The organism is Borborobacter xinjiangensis, from assembly GCF_047739745.1.
Lineage (GTDB): Bacteria > Pseudomonadota > Alphaproteobacteria > Rhizobiales > Rhizobiaceae > Pseudaminobacter.
In genome coordinates this window covers 1-20,651 of sequence record NZ_JBLLVA010000037.1, presented here as the reverse complement: position 1 = coordinate 20,651, position 20,651 = coordinate 1, and the positions used below count along the sequence as shown (strand labels likewise).

The following is a 20,651-nucleotide window of genomic DNA, read 5'->3' as shown; positions in this document are numbered from 1 at the left end:
ATGCGCCTGGTCCGGTTCCGCACTGTGGCAGTCGGCACCGACGGAAGCGCTCCATCCTCCTTATTTCGACGTTTTGAGGCGCGAGGTCGAACGGTCTCGAGGCCATGAAGGCGCATTCACAGTTTTTGGACGCGGGCGCCGCCGGATGACCGCGGCTTCAGCCGACCGCGTCCGCGGAGCGAGAGTAGATGTTGAATCAAACCGCAGAACTGCCAGGAGCCAATCCATCGGGCAGGACCCTGCCGAAATCCCTCTGGGTTGCAACGGCAGTCCCTCTTGCTGCCCAACCGGAGCTCGAGGGCGGGCACCAGTTCGATGTCGCCATCGTTGGCGCGGGCTTCACCGGGCTGAGAACGGCCATAGAGCTTGCCCTTGCCGGCGTGCGGGTGGCCGTTCTGGAGGCAATGGAAGTCGGCTACGGCGCTTCCGGCCGCAGCGGCGGCCAGGTCAATCCAATATTGCGCATGACGCCGGATGAGGTGAGCGCCGAAATCGGCCGCCACAACGGTGAAAGGCTGGTGGCCGCCACGCTCGCTTCGGGCAATGATCTGTTCGAAGACATAAAGCGGTTCGGCATAGACTGCGATCCGGTGCAGAAGGGCTGGCTGCAGGTGGCGCACACCGCCGCCGCAATGAGAAGCCTGGAGCGTTTGCAGAAGGCGTGGAATGCGGTTGGCGGCGAGATTTCCGCGCTAGATCGGAAAGAGTGTCAGGAATGGTCGGGCTCTGCCGATTATGTCGGCGGCTTGTTCCATCCGTCGGCCGGTCATGTGCAGCCGCTTTCGCTCGTACGTGGATTTGCGCAGGCCGCGCTCCAGCATGGTGCGAAAATATTCGAGCACAGCACCGTCACGGCGATTTCCCGCGCCGCCAACAACAAATGGATGCTTCGGACCAGGCGCGGCAGCGTGATCGCCGATAAGGTGGTCATCGCGACGAATGCCTATACCGGCGATCTCTGGCCGAAGCTGAAGCGCACGATCATGCCGCTCGTCAGTCTGCAGGCCGCGACCGAGCCGCTGTCTTCGCTCCAGCGATCCCGGGTGCTGCCTCGCGAAACGACCATCGCGGATACGCGCCGCGCAATCATCTATGCCCGTTATGACCGCGACGGCCGGCTCTCGATCGGCTGCATGGGAAGCTATCCGGATCGCCCCGACGCCCTGGGCGGCTTCAGCCGCCTCAAATCAGGTACGGAGCGCATATTTCCGACCCTCAAAGGCGTGGAGTGGCAGTTCAAATGGGGCGGGCGCATCGCCATCACCCCGAATTTCCTGCCGCACCTGCATGAGCCGGCTCCCGGTCTGCTGATCGGCCTCGGTTTCAATGGGCGGGGCGTGGCGATGACTTCCGTGATGGGCCGCGCATTGGGGGCAAAGCTGCTTGGCGCACGTGACGCCGATCTTCCTTTCCCGGTCAGCGCCATAAAAGCCATCCCTTTCCATCGTATTCTGGCCGCGATACTGCCCGTCGCCACGCCGTTTTTGGCAGTGGCCGATCGCCTCGACAGGATGAAGTGATGATCAAAACCGCAAAACAAACGGCAGAGGATTCCGACGCCTTGGCTCTTATCGGCTTCCAGAACGTACGCAAAAGCTTCCGGACCAGCGAAGGCGGCCAGTTCACTGCGTTGAACAATGTAAGTCTGTCTGTCAATGCCAACGAGTTCTTCACGCTGCTCGGGCCTTCGGGTTGCGGCAAGACGACCCTGCTGCGCCTGCTTGCCGGTTTCGAGACTCCGGATACGGGGTCGGTCACGCTGGACGGCAAGGACATCACGTCTGATCCGGCCAACAAGCGGCCGGTCAACACAGTATTCCAGAGCTATGCCCTGTTCCCGCATATGACCATCGCCCAAAATATCGGCTTTGGGCTGAGGATGCTCGGCACGCCTCGCGACGTCATCGACCGTGTGACGACGGAGATGCTCGATCTGGTGAAGCTCACCGCCATGTCAAGTCGCAAGCCAGCCCAGCTTTCCGGCGGCCAGCAACAGCGCGTGGCCCTTGCCCGGGCGCTTGCCCCGTCGCCGCGCGTGCTGCTCCTCGATGAGCCGCTTTCGGCGCTGGACCTGAAGCTGCGCAAGGAAATGCAGATCGAGATGAAGCGCATTCAGCGCGATTCCCACACGACGTTCCTGTTTGTCACGCATGACCAGGAAGAGGCGCTGACCATGTCCGACCGCATCGCGGTGATGGATCAGGGCCACGTGCAGCAGGTCGGATCGCCGACCGAAATCTACGAGAACCCGGCCAATGCCTTCGTGGCCGCCTTCATTGGCGACATGAATTTCGTCTCCGTGAATCAGGTGGTTGGCAGGGAAGGCGAGTTTATCGTCGCCGACACGCCGATCGGCAGGTTGCATGCGCGCCAAAGCGGTGAATGCGCAAGTTCGGATATGTCGTCCATTGCCACCGTCGCCATTCGGCCAGAAAGGTGCCGTCTCAAGCTCGCCGGCCAGGCAGAAACCGGGAGTGGCGTCCGCGCAAAGATCACCAATGTCGTCTTTACCGGACCCTTCGCTAGCGTGATCGTCCGGCCGGAGAATTCGGGCGAAGAACTGCGCGTTCGCGTCGCCGCCGACAATCCGGATTATGGAAGCTTCGAAGTCGATGCGGACGCCGTGCTCGAGCTTCCTTCCGAAAAGCTCATGGCGCTCGCATCATGACGGGGGCCCGTGTCTCTCCCGATGGCAGCTGGCTGCGCGGAGCCGGCCTCTACCCGGCGCTCAGCGTGGTGGGTTTCTTTCTGCTCATCCCGCTCGGCTTGATCCTGGTTTATTCCTTCCTCGGCAAGGGCGATTATGGCGGCGTGGTCTGGTCGTTCAGCACCGCCGCCTATGAGAAGATCCTTTTCGTCAAGAAGCTCGACGGATCGAAGATGCTCAACTGGGCGTTCTTCGTGGTGCTCTTCCGCTCCGTGGTGCTGGCGCTTGCGACCACCATTCTCTGCCTTCTCATCGCCTTCCCGGCTGCCTTTTTCATTTCGCGGCAGCGGGCCCTCGTTAAAGGCGTTCTGCTGCTGCTGATCATGTTTCCGTTCTGGTCGAATCTCCTGGTGCGGACCTCGTCCTGGATCATCCTGCTGCGCGACCACGGGCTGGTGAACAAGGTGCTGATGTGGCTCGGCCTGACCGACACCCCGCTCACCCTTCTCTATACCGACGGGGCCGTGCTGATTGGGCTGGTCTATGTCTATATTCCTTTCATGATCCTGCCGGTCTTCACTTCGGTGGAGCGTTTGGACAAGCGCCTGATCGAGGCTGCCTTCGATCTGTATGCGAGCCGGATGCAAACCTTGCGGCGGGTTATCCTGCCTCTAACGATGCCCGGCATGGTGGCCGGATCGATCCTCGTGTTCATCCCGAGCCTCGGCGCCTTCATCACCCCCGATCTTCTTGGCGGCGGGCGCAAGCTGATGCTTGGAAGCCTGATCCAGCTCCAATTCACGACCGCGCGGGACTGGCCGCACGGCGCCGCGATCTCGATCATCCTGCTCCTGCTCGTCGTGGCCACACTGACGCTTGCCGCGCGGCGTGGCACATCGGCCAAGGCGAGGTAAAATTGCCATGACGCATGCTCAATCCCTGGCGATGAACGCCGCAATCCCGCAGGCAGACGGCAAGCGCAAATCGCGCGGGGCAGACCAGAGTCTCCACCGTTTCGCCGGTTTTGGCACAATCACGGTGTTGCTCTTCGCATTCCTCTATCTGCCGATCGTCCTACTGGTGGTCTTCTCCTTCAATGCGTCGACCACGATCAGCGTGTGGGAAGGCTTCACCTTCAAATGGTATTGGATCGCTGCCCAGAATACCGATCTGCACAAGGCGGCGTTGAACACGATGCTCATCGGCGGCGTGGCGACGGTCGTATCCGTGCTGCTCGCGATCCCGGCGGCCCTCGTCCTGTCGGGTAGGGTCGAGTCCGGCTCCGGCGGCAAATATCTCCTGGTTCTTTCGCTGCCCCTGATGTTGCCGGAGATCATGATCGCCATTGCAACGCTGATCCTGTTCACCACGATCGGCCTTAACCTCGGCGTCGGCAATGTGATGATCGCCCATACGGTGTTCTGCCTGCCTTTTGCGCTGATGCCGATCCTGGCGCGGCTGCGCGGCATGGATCATCGCCTGAGCGAGGCGGCCTATGACCTCTATGCCAGTCGCTGGCAGTGTTTCCGGCTGATCGTCCTGCCCCTGCTTGCGCCCGGCATCGTCACCGGCGCCATGCTGGCGTTCATCGTCTCCTTCGACAATTTCATCATAACACTCATGGTGTCCGGCGCCGGGGGCACGACGCTTCCGCTCTACATCTACGGCCTCGTGAAGACCCAGATGACGCCTGAGCTCAACGCGATTTCGACGGGCGTGCTGCTGCTTTCGCTCGCTCTTCTCTCAACTGCCTTCGTGCTTACAAAGGGCCGAATCCTCGGCGTTTCGGGGATGTCGGAGTGAGCGCGGGGGAGGGACGCCTATTCAAAAACGGAGGAAAACCAATGCGAATTTCTAACATACTGACGGCGCTTGCCGCAGGCACCATGCTCACGGTGACCACGATCGCGGCTCAGGCCGAAGGCAAGCTCAACATCTACAACTGGGCCGGCTACACACCGCCGGAACTCGTCGAGAAGTTCGAGAAGGAAACCGGCATCGACGTCACCATCGATACCTACGATTCCAATGAGACCCTGCTTGCCAAGCTCAAGGCCGGCGGTGGCGGCTATGACATCATCGTCACCGCCCACACCTTCATCGAGGTCAATGCCAAGGAAGGTCTCATCCAGAAGTTCAACCCGAAGGACCTGCCGAATTTCAAATATCTGGACAAGAAGTTCGTCGATCCGTCCTGGGATCCGGAAGGCCAGTATTCGTTGCCCTATCAGTGGGGCACGACCTCATTCGCGGTCGATACCGCCGTCTATGACAAGCCGATCGACAGCTTCGAGACATTGTTTAACCCTCCTGCCGAGCTTGCCGGGAAGGTCGGCATGCTCAAGGGCGGTTCCGACCTGATCGCGATGGCCGAGCTCTATCTGGGCGTACCGCTGTGCTCGGAAGATCCGGCCGAGATGCAGAAGGTGCTCGACCTCCTTCTCGCCCAGAAGCAGTCGGTCAAAGTCTACGCCGGTGCTGCCGCTTTGCGCGACCAGATGGTCTCGGGCGAGATCGCGATGACCAGCAATTATAGCGGCCAAGTCCAGCGGGCGCGTGCCGACAAGAAGACCGTCCAATATATCTATCCGAAGGAAGGCGTGATCGCCTGGGTCGACGCGCTAGCCATTCCGGCCGACGCCAAGAACCTGGAGAATGCGCGCAAATTCGCCGACTTCCTGCTGGCGCCAGAGAATGCCGGCGCGCTCAGCAACCATGCCGGCTATTCGAACGGCTCTGTCGGCTCGCAGGAATTCATGAAGCCCGAATTGATCGAAGCGCCCGAACTCAATGTTCCGGAAGGCATCAAGACCGAGCCGATGAAGACCTGCTCGCCGGCCGCCAATGAGCTTGAAGCCCAGATCATGACCCAACTGATGCAGTAGTTCGGGCCGGGGGCGCGCTCGCCTAGGTTCGGCGCGCCGCCCCCGTGCCAGCTTCTGCCATTAACAACCGGCGTGCTCAACACGCCGGAGAGACCAGTTTTTGCCATCGAATGAGGATAGAATGACCGTCACGCATCGCAATTTCATCAATGGCCAGTTCGTCGAGAATGCGGGTGGGGACTTGATCCCCGTCCTCAATCCGGCGACGGAGCAGGTGATCTCGCAAATACCGGATACTTCGGCAGCACTTGTCGGCGAGGCGGTCGCTGCCGCGAAATCCTCGCAGAAGGCGTGGGAACGGCGCCCGGCGATCGAGCGCGCCGGCTTCCTGCGCAAGCTCTCCGCCAAGATCCGGGAAAACGCTCCGGCACTGGCCAGCGCCATCGTCGCGGAGCAGGGCAAGATCCAAGGCCTGGCGGAGGTCGAGGTCGCCTTCACCGCCGACTATCTCGACTATATGGCCGAATGGGCGCGTCGCATCGAGGGCGAGATCATCACTTCGGACAGGCCCGGCGAGAACATCTTCCTGTTCCGGCAGGCCATCGGGGTGGTCGGCGGCATCCTGCCCTGGAACTTTCCCTTCTTCCTGATCGCCCGCAAGCTCGCTCCGGCGCTGGTCACCGGCAATACCATCGTCATCAAGCCAAGCGAGGAGACGCCCAACAACGCCGCCATGTTCGCCGAATTGCTGGCGCAGACCGACATGCCTGCAGGCGTCGTCAACATGGTGTTCGGCAAGGGCGCCACGACGGGTTCGGCGCTCTGCGACAATGAAGATGTCGGGATGCTGAGCTTTACCGGCTCGGTCGAGACGGGCTCGCGCATCATGGCAGCGGCCGCAAAGAACATCACCAAGGTCAATCTCGAACTCGGCGGCAAGGCGCCGGCGATCGTCCTGGCCGACGCCAACATCGATCTTGCGGTCAACGCGATCAAGGCTTCGCGCGTCATCAATAGCGGCCAGGTCTGCAACTGCGCAGAGCGCGTCTATGTCGACCGCCGCGTGGAAGACGAGTTCGTCGCAAAGCTCGCGGCGGCCATGGAAACGACGAGATATGGAGATCCGTCCGAGGAGCGTGATGTCGACATGGGCCCGCTGATCAATCGCGCCGGTCTGGAGAAGGTTGAAGGCCTGGTGGAGCGCGCGATCGGTGCTGGTGCGGAATGCATCACCGGCGGTGCGGTGGCCGATCTCGGCCGCGGCGCCTATTTCCAGCCGACGGTTCTGCGCGGATGCAAGCAGGACGCCGAGATCATGCAGAAGGAGATCTTCGGCCCGGTCATCCCAGTCAATTCCTTTGACACGCTCGACCAAGCCATCGAGCGGGCAAATGACTCAGCCTATGGCCTGACCTCGTCGATCTATACGCGCGATATCGGTTCGGCCATGCGCGCCTGCAACGAGATCAAGTTCGGCGAGACCTACATCAATCGCGAGAACTTCGAAGCCATGCAGGGCTTCCATGCCGGCGTGCGCAAGTCCGGTATCGGCGGCGCGGACGGCAAGCATGGCCTCTACGAATATACGCAGACGCACGTCGTCTATTTGCAGAACTAAACGCCTTCAGCACGACCCGGCAAGCAGGGTCTTATCTTCAAAATGACGAGTCAGGGCGATGCTCAAAAAAGCTCGTCCGGACTCCGAACACCTTGCAGGCGCAAGCCCAGCCCGTTCCCTTGAGAGGAAATCCAATGACCACCGAAACACCCCGCCCGTCCATGGTCCATATCCGCGAAGCCAATGCCGAAAAGGTCACCACCAACGACCTGTCGACCCGTACCGACGGCAACCCCGTCCATGATTCCTGGCCGGTGTTCAAAAGCGTGAACGAAAAGGTGCGCTCGGGCATCTGGCAGAGTAGCGCAGGGGCCTGGGTCACCGAAATCTCCGGATATACCGAGTTCTGCTACATCATCGAGGGTGAGGCGCAGGTCACCGATCAGGACGGCAACGTCAATCATATCACGGCTGGCGACGCCTTCGTGATGCCTGATGGTTTCACCGGACGTTGGGAAGTCGCGCACTTTGTGCGCAAATATTTCGTCATCGCTGACACTTAATTTCGCCTCCTGCTGCATTGCGGATCCGGCGCTTTCCATTCGGCAAATGAAGAGCAGTCGTTCGGTTCAAAACCGTGTATGGGGACGATGCTCTTCTTTCCCAAGAAATGTTTCTCCGTGCTGGCCCGCGCTCTGTCGGATGCACCAATCGGTCCGAAACGGTGTTGCGTCCAAGGAGATCAGCACCCATCAGATGGGCTGGATGCGTGCCTTCCACGCCGGGTCAGAAACGCATCGCGGGGGTCCGGGGCTGTGCGAGGACGTAGTTACCCCGATCCGCATTCCGGTCTGTGGGCAACAAAGCGCCTGTGCGCGACCGTGACCATTACCACGGCCTAAAGCAACGGGTGCAATGCATGCCACGAGCGGGACATTGGCGGCCGCGGCGCAATCGCCCGCCATCGACTGGAATCCTCGCGGCGCACGGCGGGCGCACTCGCGCCGGCAGCAGGCTCCCCCGGCCTAACGGAAAGGGATCAGTGCTTCCTGATCGGTTTGGCGATGGAGAAGCTGGCCAGGATCTTGCTCTGCCAGCTCCAGCCGTCGCCATCATCGAGGCGATTTGAGGATTGTCTCCGGTCCGCGCTTTGCGGCTCACGCGGATTGCCTTCTCGAGCTGGACTTATTGAAGTTGCTGTTTGGATATAAGGCAGTGCTGCCACTGCCAGTAACCGGTCATTCGAAAAATAATCATCGGAAGACGGAGAAGGCGCCTCCTTATAACAGGGTGCAGTCCGGCTTCCTCTCATCGCCTTGATGACGGGCCCTAGGGGCGTCTTGTACTGCGCGGGCTATTTCGCTCGCAGCTTGAATGGGAGTGGCCCTCCTCCCCGGGACCGTCCATCTGGCATTGGATCAGGGAGAGACCAGCATGAGCACCGCGCAGCAACGACGGAGCTTTCAGGGCTTGGCCGCGACGTTCCGGGAGTTGTGGCCCGGAATGGCCGTGGTGGCGGCGGTCGCTATCGCGGCCCAGTTCCTATCGGACCACTATGGCGCGCCGGCTATGCTGATGGCGCTGCTTTTGGGCATCGCCTTCCACTTCCTTTCGGAGGAGGGGCGTTGCAGCCCCGGCATAGACCTGTGCGCGCGGACAGTGTTGAGACTGGGTGTTGCACTGCTCGGCATGCGCATCAGCGTCGAACTTCTGATGGGGCTGGGCGCCTCCACCATTCTGCTTCTGGTGCTGGCGATCGCGGCGACCGTGGGCTTTGGACTGGTTGCCGCGCGCCTGTTGGGGCGTGGGTGGCGGTTGGCGCTGCTAACCAGCGGCGCCGTAGCGATCTGCGGGGCCTCCGCTGCCATGGCTATCGCCGCAGTGCTCCCGAAGAACGAGTTTTCCGAACGCAACCTAATCTTTACCGTGCTGTCGGTGACCGTGCTATCGACCGTCGCAATGATCTTTTATCCGATCCTTGCCCAGTCGCTCGGCCTCGACGCGCGCGCCACCGGCATCTTCTTCGGAGGCACCATCCATGACGTGGCTCAGGTGGTCGGCGCCGGCTTCTCCGTGTCGCCGGAGGCGGGCGAGACGGCAACGCTGGTCAAGCTGATCCGCGTGACCATGCTTGCGCCGGTGGTGATCGTGTTCGCGATCGCCACGCGCAATGTCGGGCAGCGCACTGGCGCCGATCCTTGCCCAGTTTCCGGCAAGACCGCGCGTCCGCCATTGCTGCCGGGTTTCGTGCTCGCCTTCCTGGCGCTTGCGGCGCTAAATTCTTTCGGGCTGGTCCCTGAGACCGTCTCCCAAATCGGTACCGACACATCGCGCTGGGCCCTGCTTGCCGGCATCGTTGCCGTAGGCATGAAGACGTCGCTGGGACGTGTGCTCGAAGTGGGTGGGGATGCGGTGGCGCTCATCGTTGCCGAGACCCTCTTTATCGGTCTCTTCATCCTGGCCGGCATCTACTATCTGGGGCACCTCTGATGAAACCGCTGGACGCATCATCGAAGTCGCCAAGCCTGCAAGCCGCTCGAAAGGACGCTGGGGTTTCGACATTCTCGCTTCTGCATGCTCGACGCGGTCGAAGACAAGGGGATGGAACAGCCAAGAAATGGCGCGATTGCCGCCTGCCGGCTCGGGGGCCGTTAGCCGTCCGGCAGCTGCAGGCAGCGCAGATCGAAAAGTCGCCGGTCGTTGCGGACCTGTGCCCGAACGCCTAAGATCAAAGGCGCTTATTTCTTATTTGTGTTTCAGATGTCTCCTCTAGGCCCACTCGTGAAAGCTGGGCCATTATCGGCCTGCCAGTCGCCTAGAACAAATATTTGTACATTCGGCTCCATTCTTCCTAACCATATGGGTGTTTAGACAATTAGCAGCAGTCGAACCGCCGTGCTGGCGGCGGGGCCTTTGGTGTTCTATCTTCCACCCAAGCCATTAAGGCACGCGATTGCGCCGGCTAGCTGTGGATTAACATTTCATAGTGGGCTACGCCGCTGGTAAGCCCTTTTGGGCTGGATACTGTCGGCTCTGCCGACCGGGAAGGATGGAATTGATGACCGCGGGGATCAAGCGACCCAGCAAGACAATACGTGCGTCGCGGCCCAAGACCGCTTCACACCAAAGCGCTGATACCGCTTCGGCGTGGCGGTCGCTCTCTGACCAAGTGGCGCAGCGCATTGCAGACGACTACGTGGTTGGCGGTCGTACTCCGCCTGGCGAACTGCTTCCAAGCGAAGGGGAGCTGTGCGGTATCTATGAGGTTTCGCGCGGCACGATCCGGGCCGCCATCAGAACGCTCTGGGATCACGGCCTGATCAGCGTGCGCAATGGAGTCGGCGCCATAGTGTTGCCGCGTGCGACGGAAGTTCGTCACGGCCTCGATCGACTTGGCTCCATCGACACATTTGCCCGGGAAACCGGACACAATGTCGAAACTGGCCACATGCGATGGGAGAACGTCCAGGCGGACGCAGCCATCAGCAGGAAGCTGCAAATACCGGTTGGAGCACCCGTGCTCCAGGTCAAGCGCAGCAAGATAATTGACGGGGCGCCGTCGGCCTGGATCATAGATACGGCGCCATTGGACGCCGTCGATGAAGAGATGCTCCGCAAGAAATTCGATGGCTCCATCCTCGATGTACTGCTCTCCGATGGCCAGTACCGGATCGACTATGCCGACAGTGAAGTGAAGCCATGCCTCGCCCGCGGCGAGGTCAAGGAAATTCTGACGGGGAATGAAGACGGGCTCCTGCTCTTTCTCGACACGGTGACCGTTACCGTCGAGGGCAAGCCGATCCTGTGGGGTCAGGTATGGCTCGACCCGGCCCATTTCACATTTGCCTTTCACCGCCGCCGTTTCCGCTGACGCGGCGCGGCGAACTGCCGAATCGGGCCGCCGCGTCATGACCGGCACTCGATCAGGCAGTTCGGCAGGCATTGCCGTTGATGGTGATGGCTTGCGGTCGAACGCCCCCAGCAGCCAATCCTGAAACCTGGAGATGTTGTATCCGGAGCATAGTCATTCGGGGGAAACTATTATCCGCCCCTCAACACGCCGTACGGCCCCACCCCGAAGGGCCGACAGCCTGCTCAATCTCTCGTAAATGCGGCCTGCAATCTCCGGGGGTGCGATTTCAGGAAGACGACCCTCATTAAGGACCGTCGGAATTATCTCGACCTCGTTAATGCCCTGGGCGCCGAAATGGAGGCGGGTGATGAACCCTTCATCGGACATGGCGCGCCAGATTTCATGGACCTGCTCCGAGGCTGGTAGGAAGACCTGCTGCCCGATCAGCACGTTCGCACTGAAGATGACGGGCTTTCCTCGATAGAACCCGACCGCCTGGATCGCATGCGGGTGATGCCCATGGATTACGTCGGCACCCGCGTCGATCAGCGCCATCGCCAGCGGTTCCTGATACTCGGCCAAGGCCTCGGTCGACCCGTATCCCCAGTGGACGGAGACAATCAGGCAATCGCAGCTCTTCTTCGCTTCCCTTACCGCCTCGCAAGCGGCGGCGAGATCTTGGTCCCGCACGCGGGTGCGGATTGTTATGCTACCGGGGTCACCTGGCTCCTCCATCTGGTAGCTCGGGTCCACTTCGTAGCCCGTCGTGACCTGCAGGCAAGCGATGCCTGGTCGAGTTGACGACGCTCCGAAGCCCGCCGGCGCCAAGCAGGAAAACGCAATCACGCCGACGCGCTTGACTTTACGTCGGTGACGACCGGGCGCAGCGCCTCACCGAGGGTTTCGCCCATGCCGACAACCTGAATCGACTGCGCTTCAAGAGCACGGCGGGTATCCACCAAACCATCCCAACCGTAATCCCCGGCATGGTTGTTGGCGAGGCTGGCAACACTGAAGCCAAGGGACGAGAGGCCCTCCGCAGCGGCTGGAGGACCCTTGATGTTGAGGAGCTTGGGAACTGCCACCCCGCGATCGGTGAGCGGGATTTCGAAGTTTACGACCGAGAAGTCCGCATCGCGGATCACTGTGAAAACCGCGTCTACCTTCTCGTCGCCGGCCCGGACAGGCGATATCGGGTAGACATCCGGGCAAAGAATTATCTGGACGGCCGTTGATCCCGCCTCTCGGTCAAGCTTTTCCATGAAGAATCCTGCTTTTGTTGGGTATGTGCCGACGGTCATCCCTCCTTGTAGCGAGGGATCGATTGGCGAACTGGCTTCATGGGATCGCTCAGTGTTTGTCGCCGGCAATGAGATAGGCTCGGACTCCGCTCCACTGGGCAGCCAGCCCACCAATCATCGAGTTCGCCTAAACCATCTCCGTATCTAATTGAAACCACTGGATGATCCTGCGGGTCGTCAGCAGCGGCCCAGCCATCAGAACTGTACGCGCCAATGAACGCGCTCCAGTCACATGTCTCCTAGCTTATGTCAACCTATATAATTGGCTTGCCAACCTATCATACAGGTGCTATCTCCAGCTCCGTTACCTGCGGATTGCTGCATGTTGGAGGACATGCAAGCGTCGACATTCACGCAGGTAGCGAAAAACAACAAGGAGGAGCTACAAATGAAAGAAACTCTCTGCGAGAACGACGCGGGCGGACGGACAACTAGCAGACGGAAATTCGTTCGCCTTGCAGCGCTGGGCACCCTGGCGTTAGGGCTGGCTTCGGCGGCATCTTTCCCCGCATTCGCGCAATCGTCGAAGACGATCGCCGTGAGCTTTCCGAACTCGTCCAAAATCGGCGCCGTGATCATCTCGCTCGATCAGGCAAAGAAAAGGGCCGGCGAGCTTGGCTACGAACTGGTGGTCGATGATCCCGGCTCGGACATGAACAAGCAGATCAACGCCATTAAGACCTGGATCGAGCAGAAGGTTGCGGTCATCGTCTGCAACGTGCCCAATCCGGCCGCCTTCGAAACCCTGGCAAAGCAGGCTCGCGAGGCAGGCATCTACTGGATCACCTATGGCGATCGCATCGAGAACCAGGACGCGACCGTCGGCTATGACCAGTACAATGACGGGCGCAAGCTCGGTGCGTATGCCGGCCAATGGATCAAGGAGAATCTTGGCGGCGAGGCAAAAGTGGCTCTGCTGGGGTTTGACCTGATGATCTGGGGACAGGCCCGCACCAAGGGGATCGAGGAAGGCCTGGCAGAGGCCGCGCCGAAAGCCACGATCGTTGCCAAGCAGAACGCCATCACGCCTACCGAAGGGCTCAACGTGACGCGTACGATCCTGCAGGCCAACCCCGAGGTCAACGTTATTCTCGGCGTCGAAGACCCCGCGACCGAAGGCGCCTACAAGGCGTGGGTGGCTTCGGGGCGTGATCCGAAGCAAGAGGGCATCTTCATCGGCGGCATGGATGGAACCGGGCCGGCGCTCACGCTGCTGCAGCAGGGCGACAACGTCTACAAGGCGTCGATGGCGATCCCACTCCGTCGTGTTGGAGATGCCATCGCCGAAACGGCTCATGAGCTTGTCACGAAAGGCAAGGCGCCCGACAATATCGTGCCGCTCGAACTCATCGCGTCGGGTTCACCCTTGGCTGCCCAGTATCTCGCGGAACAGGGCGGCAAATAGGGCGAGGGTCCGCTTACGCGGCCTTTTGCAGCGAGGAAAATTAGGCGCGGCCGCGCCCGGCAACGGCCGCGATCCTCGCGACAAGAACAGAACGCGCGCCTGCTGAATTCGCGGGACCACCAACTCTAGCGCTTCAATACGGGAGAAGCTCGAAATGGCATTTGCAGTTCGAGGGCTAGGAAAATCTTACGGCGGGATAAAAGTCCTCAACAGCGTGGATTTGTCTGTTGAAGACGGCGAAATCCATGCTTTGCTCGGTGCAAATGGCGCCGGAAAATCGACGCTGATCAAATGCTTGTCCGGTGCTGTCTCTGCCGACTCCGGTGAGATCGTGATCGGCGACCGATCTTACAAATCACTCAATCCTCGCGAGTCGAGACAGGCCGGCGTCGCCGTCGTCTATCAGGAGCTGTCGCTTGCGCTTTCGTTGAGCGCTGCCGACAACATATTCCTTGGCCAGGAAGATTGCTGGGGCCCGTTCGTGAGGCGGTCCCGTCAGCGATCTCGCGCCGCCAAGCTGTTGGGCGACCTCGGCGTCGAGATGCAGCTGGACACCGATCTTGGCGATACCGGCAACGCCGAGCTCCAGTCGATCGAGATCGTCAAGGCCCTCGCCTCCAACCCCAAGGTTCTCATCCTCGACGAACCGACGGCCGCACTTTCCGAACGTGAAGCAGAAAGGCTGGAGCAACGCCTGAAGCAGCTGAGAAGCCACAATCTGCCGGTGCTCTATGTCACGCACCGTCTGAGCGAGGTCTTCAGCCTGGCCGATCGGGTCACGGTGCTGCGCGGCGGGCGAGTGGTGCTGACGGGTAATGTTTGCGACTTCACGCAGCAGCAAATCGTCGACGCGATCGTCGGACGCACTGTTGATCGACGACGCGTGGTCGAGGCCGCCGAAACGGTCAGGATGCCGGTGTTATCGCTCACCGATATGGTCGCACCGGGGATAGGCCCCGTCAGCTTCAATCTCCACGGTGGCGAGATCCTCGGCGTGTTCGGCCTCGTCGGCTCGGGCAGGACCGAATTGCTCGAGACACTTTTCGGGGCGCGTCGGCTTCATGGCGGCCGGATCCGCTGCTACGACGCAGAGATCAATCCACATAGCCCTGCACGGGCGCAACGGCACGGTTTGGCCCTCGTTCCTTCGGACCGGCTGCGCAAGAGCATATTCGCCGGCCTGACGGCGGCGGACAATCTCCTGGCATCAAGCTTCAGCGAGCTTTGCTCCGGCTTCGTCAGGCGACGGTCGCGGGAGGGCGCGCTGTTCGACCAGGCCGCCGCGAAGCTCAACTTGCAGCCTCGTCGCCCCGACCTGGAAGCCAGGCGTTTCTCCGGTGGAAACCAGCAGAAGCTGGTGATCGGCCGCTGGCTTAATGACGTCAAGAACTGCCGGATATTGATGCTCGACGAGCCAACGCAAGGTGTCGATGTCGGCGCCAGGAGCGAAATCTACGCGGCCCTGCGCGAAGTGGCATCCAGCCGCGAGCGGGCGGTCATCGCGACATCGTCAGAACCGGAAGAACTCATTCAGATCGCTCATCGCGTCGTCGTCCTCGCCGGCGGACGCGTAGCGGGAATCCTCGAAGGTGATGAGATCACGGAGAGCGCATTGCTCTCCCTGGCCCATAGCCGCGAAAACGCACAGGAAGCAGTAGCATGAACCAGGCGTATGAACTGCGGCAAGGCCGCATCTCGTTCACGAAGTTGCTCTCAAGCGGCAACGTCGTGGTCAACAACATCCTTTTTCTGGCCTTGTTCGTTCTGATCGGCTACTTCGCCTTGGCGAGCAGCCATTTCCTGAGCGTCTCGAACTTCACCGTGCTGCTGACGAACTATGCCGCGATCGGGGTTGTCGCCGCAGCCATGACGCTTCTGATGATTGCCGGACACGTCGACCTGTCGGTTGGATCGAACATCGCCTTTTCCGGGATGATGACTGCCCTTGCCGTCATCAATTTCGGGGCCGCTCCCGCCGTGGCGATCGCCATCGGCATTCTGAGCGGAGCCTTCATCGGCGGCATAATCGGCGTGTTGTGCGGAATCTTGAAGCTGAGCCCGATCATCGTCACGCTCGGCATGCTCAGCCTCCTGCGCGGCGCGACGCTGCTCGTGAACCCGACAGAAGTCTATGGCCTTGGCGACACGTTCTTCTACATCGGCAACGGCGCCTTCCTAGGGATCCCGGTGCTGTTGTGGATCGTGGCGCTGGCTTTCCTAGCCTCTGCCCTGTTCATCTCGACGACGGTCTGGGGCCGCTACATCTATGCGGTCGGGATCAACCCGCACGCCGCGTTTCTCGCTGGATTGCCCGTCGGACGACTGCTTCTGTCGCTCCACGTCATCACGGGTGCTGCTGCCGGCCTGGCAGGTGTTCTCTTGGCTGCACGTCTCGACGGCGTGTCTCCGGGCGCTCTGGGCATGCAGATGGAATTGCAGGCCCTGACGATCATCCTGCTGGGCGGTGTGGCGTTTGCCGGCGGCCGCGGGCGCATCCTGAGCGTCATGGCAGCCTGGGTTTTTCTGGCCGTCCTCGACAACGGGCTGACACTGCTCAACGTCCCCCCCTTCGTTCAGCTCGTGGCCAGCGGCATGGCGCTGGTGTTCGCAGCGAGCATCGACGCAATCGGAACCTATGTGGCGCCGAGGCTCGCGCAGAGACGGCTGGTGGCCGAGCAGATCGAACAACGACGCCTCCGCGAGGCAAAGACGCCCGAAGGCTGAGCATCGGTGACGCCGCGATCATGGAAATGAGCAACAGCGGCTTTTCGCGAAAACGCTCAAAGCATCCAGGCCGACCGGTGCGCTGCGCAATGAACATCGTCGATCGGGCGCAGCTCTCGGCAGAACAGGAAGAGAAACAATGGATACGTATATCAAGAATGCCAGGATCGTCACGGAGTCTGGGACATTCGATGGCGGCGTCGGAATAGAACGCGGCCGGATCAGTCTGATCGTCGACGGTGACCAGGCTATAAGCGCCGACAATGTCATCGACGCGGCCGGCTACTATGTCCTGCCTGGAATTATCGACGCACACGCCCACTTCAGCCATCCCGGGCGCGAATTCGAGGGCTACTCGACGGGCTCGAGAGCCGCGGCCGCCGGTGGCGTCACGACAGTCATTGACATGCCGCTCAACGACCTACCGCCGATGGCAACGGCGGCGGCACACGCTGCCAAGCACGACATGGTCAAGGGCCTGGCCGTTGTGGACTATGCATTCTGGGGCGGCCTGATCGACGACAACCTGGAACACCTCGACGACCTCAACGACAAGGGGGTCGCAGCTTTCAAGGCGTTCATGCGCACAGCGAAGGATTATCCCAAGGTAAACGACGACCTGCTTTTTGCCGGTCTCAGGAAGATGAGCGAATTTGGCAATATCGTTGGCGTTCACGCCGAAAACGATACCGTCATTTCGCATCTGGAATCCCATTTCAAATCCATTGGCCGGCATGACCGCGCCGCGTGGAATGATTCTCATCCTTGCGAATCTGAACTCGAGGCGATCAACCGCGCAATCTTCTGGTCCAAATCCACCGGCGGCAGCCTCTACATTTGCCACATCAGCTTCGCCGAAGGCGTCGACGCTGTCCGGCAGGCTGCCCTCCAGGGCGTCGATGTTTACGCCGAGACCTGTGCCCACTACCTGTTCTTCGACATGGATGACTATCTTCGCGTGGGCCCCAGACTGCGCGCAGCGCCGCCAATACGCCCGCGGCCGCAGGTGGAAGAACTCTGGAACAGGGTGCTGCGCGGCAATGTCGACGTTATCGCATCCGACCACTCGCCGTTTCTTCCAGAATCGTACCGTGCTGGCGAAAACAGTCCCTGGGAAGGGACCGGCGGCGTCACCGGGATACAGTCCATCCTTCCGGCCATGATGACGGAAGGCGTCCACAAGCGGGGCATGCCGTGGGAACTCCTGGTCCGGATGATGTCGGCAAATCCGGCGAGGATCTTTGGCCTCTATCCAAGGAAGGGTGCACTGCTTCCCGGGTCGGATGCCGACCTTGTGATCGTGGACCCCAACAAGACCTGGACCCTCAAGGAAGAAAATCTGTTTTATCGATACAAGCACAGTCCTTACGTCGGGCGATCGTTCCAGGGGAGCGTCGAGCGGACGATCGTGCGCGGCGAAACGGTTTACCTGCAAGGCGAAATTCTGGGAACGCCCGGCCACGGGCAACTGGTTGCGCGCCGGACGTCGGGCCGACAGGCAGCTTAACTGTCAGAACAACATGTATCGGGATGGCCAACATGATCGGCCATGCTTGGCGAATTCGAACTGCAAAGATTGAGAAATGGACAGATATTCATCCCTGACGGTTGGCGGACTACCTGACCAGAATCAGTTGATATCCAGCAAGGCCGTATTCACGCCCGCCTATGCGGTGGTGCCGCGTTCGGTCCTGACGGATATCGTCTCAAGCTGTTTTCCAGATTGGCGGTCGACTCGAGGGTGGATCCTGGCGAGACCGCTTTCCGGCTTCGCCGAGACTTTTGCCCAGTATCTCATGGAAGTCGAGCCCGGCGGCGGCAGCGACGCACCCGAACCGGACCCTCGCGCCGAAGCCGCACTGTTCGTGATCAACGGAAAGCTGACGGTGGAGACCCTGGGAGCCCGCCACGAACTTCGCGCCGGGTCATTCGCCTTCATTCCGGCGGGGCAATCCTGGACGATTACGAACCCGTCGCAAAGTACCAGCAAGTTCCAGTGGATACGAAAGGTGTTCGAGAAGGCGAACACCCTGGACCAGCCGCCCGCGATCTTCACGCACGAAGACGAGGCACCTTCGATGACGATGCCGGGCGAACCGCTATGGGGCTCAACGAGGTTCATCGATCCTGGCGACCTGCGATACGACATGCACATCAACATCGTGTGGTTCGAAGCGGGCGCGGCCATTCCGTTCCTTGAGACCCACGTGATGGAACACGGACTGTATATCCTGGAAGGAACGGGTGTTTACCGTTTGAACAGCGACTGGGTGGAAGTCGAAAAAGGCGATTTTCTTTGGCTCCGGGCCTTTTGCCCGCAAGCTTGTTATGCGCGAGGGTCGGGCAGATTTCGGTATCTTCTTTACAAGGATGTGAACCGCCATCCCAAGCTGTGGTAGCTCCAAATCAAAGCGCACTTCAGGAGCCGCCTTAAGTCACCGAGGTGAGAGAATGGCCAAGTCGCAAGCATCGACCCGAAGGACAGATCCGGTTCGGAGATCGACTCCATCTAGGTACTCGTCCGGGCAATCCTCGCTCGCGAATTGATGCCCGGCTCCAAACTCAGCGAGAGGCGATCGGAACACTTTTTCAGTCAGCCGCACCATTGTGCGCGCCGCCCTTAGCCGCCTGCACTCGAAAGCGCTGGTCGAGTTCCGGGAGAAGCGCGGCGCATTCATTGCCAGCACAACGGCCGAGGAGGCGCCCAGGTTTTCAAGACCCGCAACTGCGTCGAGTGGCCACCATCGTCACCGACAAGCAGATCGCTTCACTCGAACAGCATATCGAAAAGGAACGCGAGGTCCGTCGTTCTTGCGACCACGCTAAGGCGACCCTTTTGTCGAGCGAGTTTCACCTCCTTGCCGCTCAAATGGCTGACGACGATGTTCTGGCCGGCGTCCTTAGGTCTCGGACCTCGCGGACGTCGCTGATCCTTGCCCAGCACAGTGCCCACAAGGAAACCGACTGCACCGTCGACGAGCACACTGCCATCCTGCCGGCTCTGCGTTCACGCGACCCAAAAGCCAGTGCTGCAGCCATCGTCCAACACCTGCGGCAGGTCGAGCGGGCCAACGGCCAAACCCACGCGTCTCAAGCGGAATCTGAGCGCAGTTCTCTCTCGCTACGCATGATTGGCCTCTGGCTTGCGTTAAAGGTTGTCGACGCCGCTGGATGCGCGACGCATTGCCAAAAGGCGCACGACCCGCGCGGGGCCTTAGCAATCAAGGAAGCAACGGATCGTCCATATCTGGTGGGGCCGCAGGGGCTCGCTTGGCTCTGGTCTGCCGACCAGCGTTCCATGCTTGCAAGAAACATCAAGTATCTTGTGCTGCGTGGAGGCCGTGAGTTGACAGTCTGCTTTCGGGTTGTGATTAGCGGATAGCTGCCGTAACTGAATTCACTGGGTTGGCCTGATCGGGCGCAAAGCATAACGACCGGAGCATTAGTTGAAGACTCGGCTTTCTAGCGCGACTAATCGGGCCGATCTCAGAACAGGCTCATCGGCACAGACGGCAAATGCCGTTTCGCACTAGAAATAATCAGGAGACGGCGTTCTGACGTTACCGATGGGTCGATCCGTTCACCGAAAGGCCTGATCGCGTGATATCGCTGGCAGGACCAGCAGATCAGGCCCCATGGGCGTCTGCCTCCTGGATCGCCGACAGCTTCCACTCGCCGCCGTTTTTCCGCACGAAGGTCCAAAGTTCTACCGTCTCGGTCGGCTCCTCAACGCCGCCGGCCAAGGCGCCCGTGACGCGGTCGCGTAGGACGTCAATCGCCTCATAGCGGAAGGCGGCGGTGGCATAATCATCCTCGCCCTCGTTCCACGCTTCAGCAATATCCGCTTGCAACAGCCGAACGCCGGATACCTCGTTGCGCACGCCGCGTTTGGCGTTTTCGGCAAGTTCCTCCGAGAAGTAGGAGACCATCTCGGGCGTCGAGAGGCGACGGAGAGCGGCGTGATCCTCATCCGCAAAGGCGCGCTGCACCTCTCCCAGCCGGCGCTCGAAAATGTCAAGATCGGCCGGGTCGAGCGTGATGTCGGCCATCTGCGGTGCCGGGGCTATCGTGCCGCCTCCGATGCGCGGCAGCGTGAAGCCAGCGGACGATCGAGCAGGCGCAGACTGAGGTGCCACATCGCGCTGGGAGGTACGCCCGAAGCCTAGGCCGCGGGCCGGCGCGCCGCCCGCAACGACGGGCTGGCTGCGCGAGCGGAAGAAGGCCATCGCCAGCCAGACAAGCGTGCCGATCAGGAGCAGCTGGATCAGGAAGCCGAGGGCGCCCGCCATGCCGCCGAAGCCGTAGCCGAGCAGCATGCCGAACAGGCCGCCGATCAGG

The 20,651-nt window shown here is 60.9% G+C and carries 18 protein-coding genes and 1 pseudogene; 16 read left to right on the top strand and 3 right to left on the bottom strand.

Annotated features, from left to right (window positions below; translation table 11 throughout):
- The first annotated feature begins 188 nt into the window (after positions 1–188).
- From ACLKMW_RS23730 to ACLKMW_RS23690, 9 genes are all read left to right on the top strand, one after another.
- A complete protein-coding gene (locus ACLKMW_RS23730) occupies positions 189–1,520 on the top strand; it encodes an NAD(P)/FAD-dependent oxidoreductase (protein ID WP_415727001.1) in 1,332 nt (443 codons plus the stop codon).
- Positions 1,520–2,668 carry an ABC transporter ATP-binding protein gene (locus ACLKMW_RS23725; protein ID WP_415727000.1) on the top strand — a complete coding sequence of 383 codons (1,149 nt, stop codon included), beginning with the start codon at positions 1,520–1,522 and terminating at the stop codon, positions 2,666–2,668. Before ACLKMW_RS23730 ends, ACLKMW_RS23725 begins: the two co-directional genes overlap by 1 nt.
- Complete coding sequence (locus ACLKMW_RS23720) at positions 2,665–3,561, top strand: ABC transporter permease (RefSeq protein ID WP_415726999.1); 897 nt, start codon at positions 2,665–2,667, stop codon at positions 3,559–3,561. Before ACLKMW_RS23725 ends, ACLKMW_RS23720 begins: the two co-directional genes overlap by 4 nt.
- Positions 3,562–3,568: 7 nt before the next feature.
- The gene (locus tag ACLKMW_RS23715; protein WP_415726998.1) at positions 3,569–4,450 is read left to right on the top strand and encodes an ABC transporter permease; all 882 of its coding nucleotides are present in this window, start codon (positions 3,569–3,571) and stop codon (positions 4,448–4,450) included.
- Between the two features lie 41 nt (positions 4,451–4,491).
- Entirely contained in the window at positions 4,492–5,532 is a 1,041-nt protein-coding gene (locus ACLKMW_RS23710) for an extracellular solute-binding protein (protein WP_415726997.1), read from the top strand.
- Between the two features lie 121 nt (positions 5,533–5,653).
- Positions 5,654–7,090 carry an aldehyde dehydrogenase gene (gene aldA / locus ACLKMW_RS23705; protein WP_415726996.1) on the top strand — a complete coding sequence of 479 codons (1,437 nt, stop codon included), beginning with the start codon at positions 5,654–5,656 and terminating at the stop codon, positions 7,088–7,090.
- Between the two features lie 134 nt (positions 7,091–7,224).
- Positions 7,225–7,593 carry a cupin domain-containing protein gene (locus tag ACLKMW_RS23700; protein WP_415726995.1) on the top strand — a complete coding sequence of 123 codons (369 nt, stop codon included), beginning with the start codon at positions 7,225–7,227 and terminating at the stop codon, positions 7,591–7,593.
- Between the two features lie 940 nt (positions 7,594–8,533).
- On the top strand, positions 8,534–9,520 hold the full coding sequence (locus ACLKMW_RS23695) for a YeiH family protein (RefSeq protein WP_415727013.1): 987 nt from the start codon (positions 8,534–8,536) through the stop codon (positions 9,518–9,520).
- A gap of 568 nt (positions 9,521–10,088) precedes the next feature.
- Positions 10,089–10,901: a GntR family transcriptional regulator gene (locus ACLKMW_RS23690; protein WP_415726994.1), complete on the top strand. Its 813-nt coding sequence runs from the start codon at positions 10,089–10,091 to the stop codon at positions 10,899–10,901.
- Between the two features lie 153 nt (positions 10,902–11,054).
- Here the strand turns inward: ACLKMW_RS23690 and ACLKMW_RS23685 are convergent, their stop codons facing one another.
- Positions 11,055–11,729: a CapA family protein gene (locus ACLKMW_RS23685; protein WP_415726993.1), complete on the bottom strand. Its 675-nt coding sequence runs from the start codon at positions 11,727–11,729 to the stop codon at positions 11,055–11,057.
- Positions 11,726–12,184, bottom strand: a complete 459-nt coding sequence (locus tag ACLKMW_RS23680; RefSeq protein ID WP_415726992.1) for a CapA family protein — start codon at positions 12,182–12,184, stop codon at positions 11,726–11,728. The genes ACLKMW_RS23685 and ACLKMW_RS23680 overlap by 4 nt, the downstream gene beginning before the upstream one ends.
- Before the next feature lie 388 nt (positions 12,185–12,572).
- Here ACLKMW_RS23680 and ACLKMW_RS23675 point away from each other — a divergent pair, with 388 nt between their 5' ends.
- From ACLKMW_RS23675 to ACLKMW_RS23645, 7 genes and pseudogenes are all read left to right on the top strand, one after another.
- Positions 12,573–13,589, top strand: coding sequence for a sugar ABC transporter substrate-binding protein (locus tag ACLKMW_RS23675; protein WP_415726991.1), 1,017 nt, complete (start codon positions 12,573–12,575; stop codon positions 13,587–13,589).
- Positions 13,590–13,743: 154 nt separating this feature from the next.
- On the top strand, positions 13,744–15,252 hold the full coding sequence (locus tag ACLKMW_RS23670) for a sugar ABC transporter ATP-binding protein (RefSeq protein WP_415726990.1): 1,509 nt from the start codon (positions 13,744–13,746) through the stop codon (positions 15,250–15,252).
- Positions 15,249–16,313: an ABC transporter permease gene (locus tag ACLKMW_RS23665; protein WP_415726989.1), complete on the top strand. Its 1,065-nt coding sequence runs from the start codon at positions 15,249–15,251 to the stop codon at positions 16,311–16,313. The genes ACLKMW_RS23670 and ACLKMW_RS23665 overlap by 4 nt, the downstream gene beginning before the upstream one ends.
- 139 nt (positions 16,314–16,452) lie before the next feature.
- The gene (gene allB, locus ACLKMW_RS23660) at positions 16,453–17,820 is read left to right on the top strand and encodes an allantoinase AllB (protein ID WP_415726988.1); all 1,368 of its coding nucleotides are present in this window, start codon (positions 16,453–16,455) and stop codon (positions 17,818–17,820) included.
- Positions 17,821–17,896: 76 nt separating this feature from the next.
- Positions 17,897–18,712 carry a bifunctional allantoicase/(S)-ureidoglycine aminohydrolase gene (locus tag ACLKMW_RS23655; RefSeq protein WP_415726987.1) on the top strand — a complete coding sequence of 272 codons (816 nt, stop codon included), beginning with the start codon at positions 17,897–17,899 and terminating at the stop codon, positions 18,710–18,712.
- A 196-nt stretch (positions 18,713–18,908) separates the two neighbouring features.
- Positions 18,909–19,139 (top strand): annotated as a pseudogene (locus tag ACLKMW_RS23650) (hypothetical protein); the annotation flags it as partial.
- Entirely contained in the window at positions 19,048–19,695 is a 648-nt protein-coding gene (locus ACLKMW_RS23645) for an FCD domain-containing protein (protein WP_415726985.1), read from the top strand. The pseudogene ACLKMW_RS23650 and the gene ACLKMW_RS23645, both read left to right, overlap by 92 nt.
- Before the next feature lie 244 nt (positions 19,696–19,939).
- On the opposite strand, the gene ACLKMW_RS23640 is transcribed toward ACLKMW_RS23645, so the two are convergent.
- Positions 19,940–20,651 (bottom strand): Tim44 domain-containing protein (locus ACLKMW_RS23640; protein ID WP_415726984.1); only part of this gene is annotated, 712 nt, incomplete at its 5' end.

Bases quoted from the DNA above. Each gene is read 5' to 3' on its own strand.
- ACLKMW_RS23730 (WP_415727001.1), top strand. From the start codon at position 189: ATGTTGAATCAAACCGCAGAACTGCCAGGAGCCAATCCATCGGGCAGG.
- ACLKMW_RS23725 (WP_415727000.1), top strand. From the start codon at position 1,520: ATGATCAAAACCGCAAAACAAACGGCAGAGGATTCCGACGCCTTGGCT.
- ACLKMW_RS23720 (WP_415726999.1), top strand. From the start codon at position 2,665: ATGACGGGGGCCCGTGTCTCTCCCGATGGCAGCTGGCTGCGCGGAGCC.
- ACLKMW_RS23715 (WP_415726998.1), top strand. From the start codon at position 3,569: ATGACGCATGCTCAATCCCTGGCGATGAACGCCGCAATCCCGCAGGCA.
- ACLKMW_RS23710 (WP_415726997.1), top strand. From the start codon at position 4,492: ATGCGAATTTCTAACATACTGACGGCGCTTGCCGCAGGCACCATGCTC.
- aldA (WP_415726996.1), top strand. From the start codon at position 5,654: ATGACCGTCACGCATCGCAATTTCATCAATGGCCAGTTCGTCGAGAAT.
- ACLKMW_RS23700 (WP_415726995.1), top strand. From the start codon at position 7,225: ATGACCACCGAAACACCCCGCCCGTCCATGGTCCATATCCGCGAAGCC.
- ACLKMW_RS23695 (WP_415727013.1), top strand. From the start codon at position 8,534: ATGGCCGTGGTGGCGGCGGTCGCTATCGCGGCCCAGTTCCTATCGGAC.
- ACLKMW_RS23690 (WP_415726994.1), top strand. From the start codon at position 10,089: ATGACCGCGGGGATCAAGCGACCCAGCAAGACAATACGTGCGTCGCGG.
- ACLKMW_RS23680 (WP_415726992.1), bottom strand. From the start codon at position 12,184: ATGACCGTCGGCACATACCCAACAAAAGCAGGATTCTTCATGGAAAAG.
- ACLKMW_RS23675 (WP_415726991.1), top strand. From the start codon at position 12,573: ATGAAAGAAACTCTCTGCGAGAACGACGCGGGCGGACGGACAACTAGC.
- ACLKMW_RS23670 (WP_415726990.1), top strand. From the start codon at position 13,744: ATGGCATTTGCAGTTCGAGGGCTAGGAAAATCTTACGGCGGGATAAAA.
- ACLKMW_RS23665 (WP_415726989.1), top strand. From the start codon at position 15,249: ATGAACCAGGCGTATGAACTGCGGCAAGGCCGCATCTCGTTCACGAAG.
- allB (WP_415726988.1), top strand. From the start codon at position 16,453: ATGGATACGTATATCAAGAATGCCAGGATCGTCACGGAGTCTGGGACA.
- ACLKMW_RS23655 (WP_415726987.1), top strand. From the start codon at position 17,897: ATGGACAGATATTCATCCCTGACGGTTGGCGGACTACCTGACCAGAAT.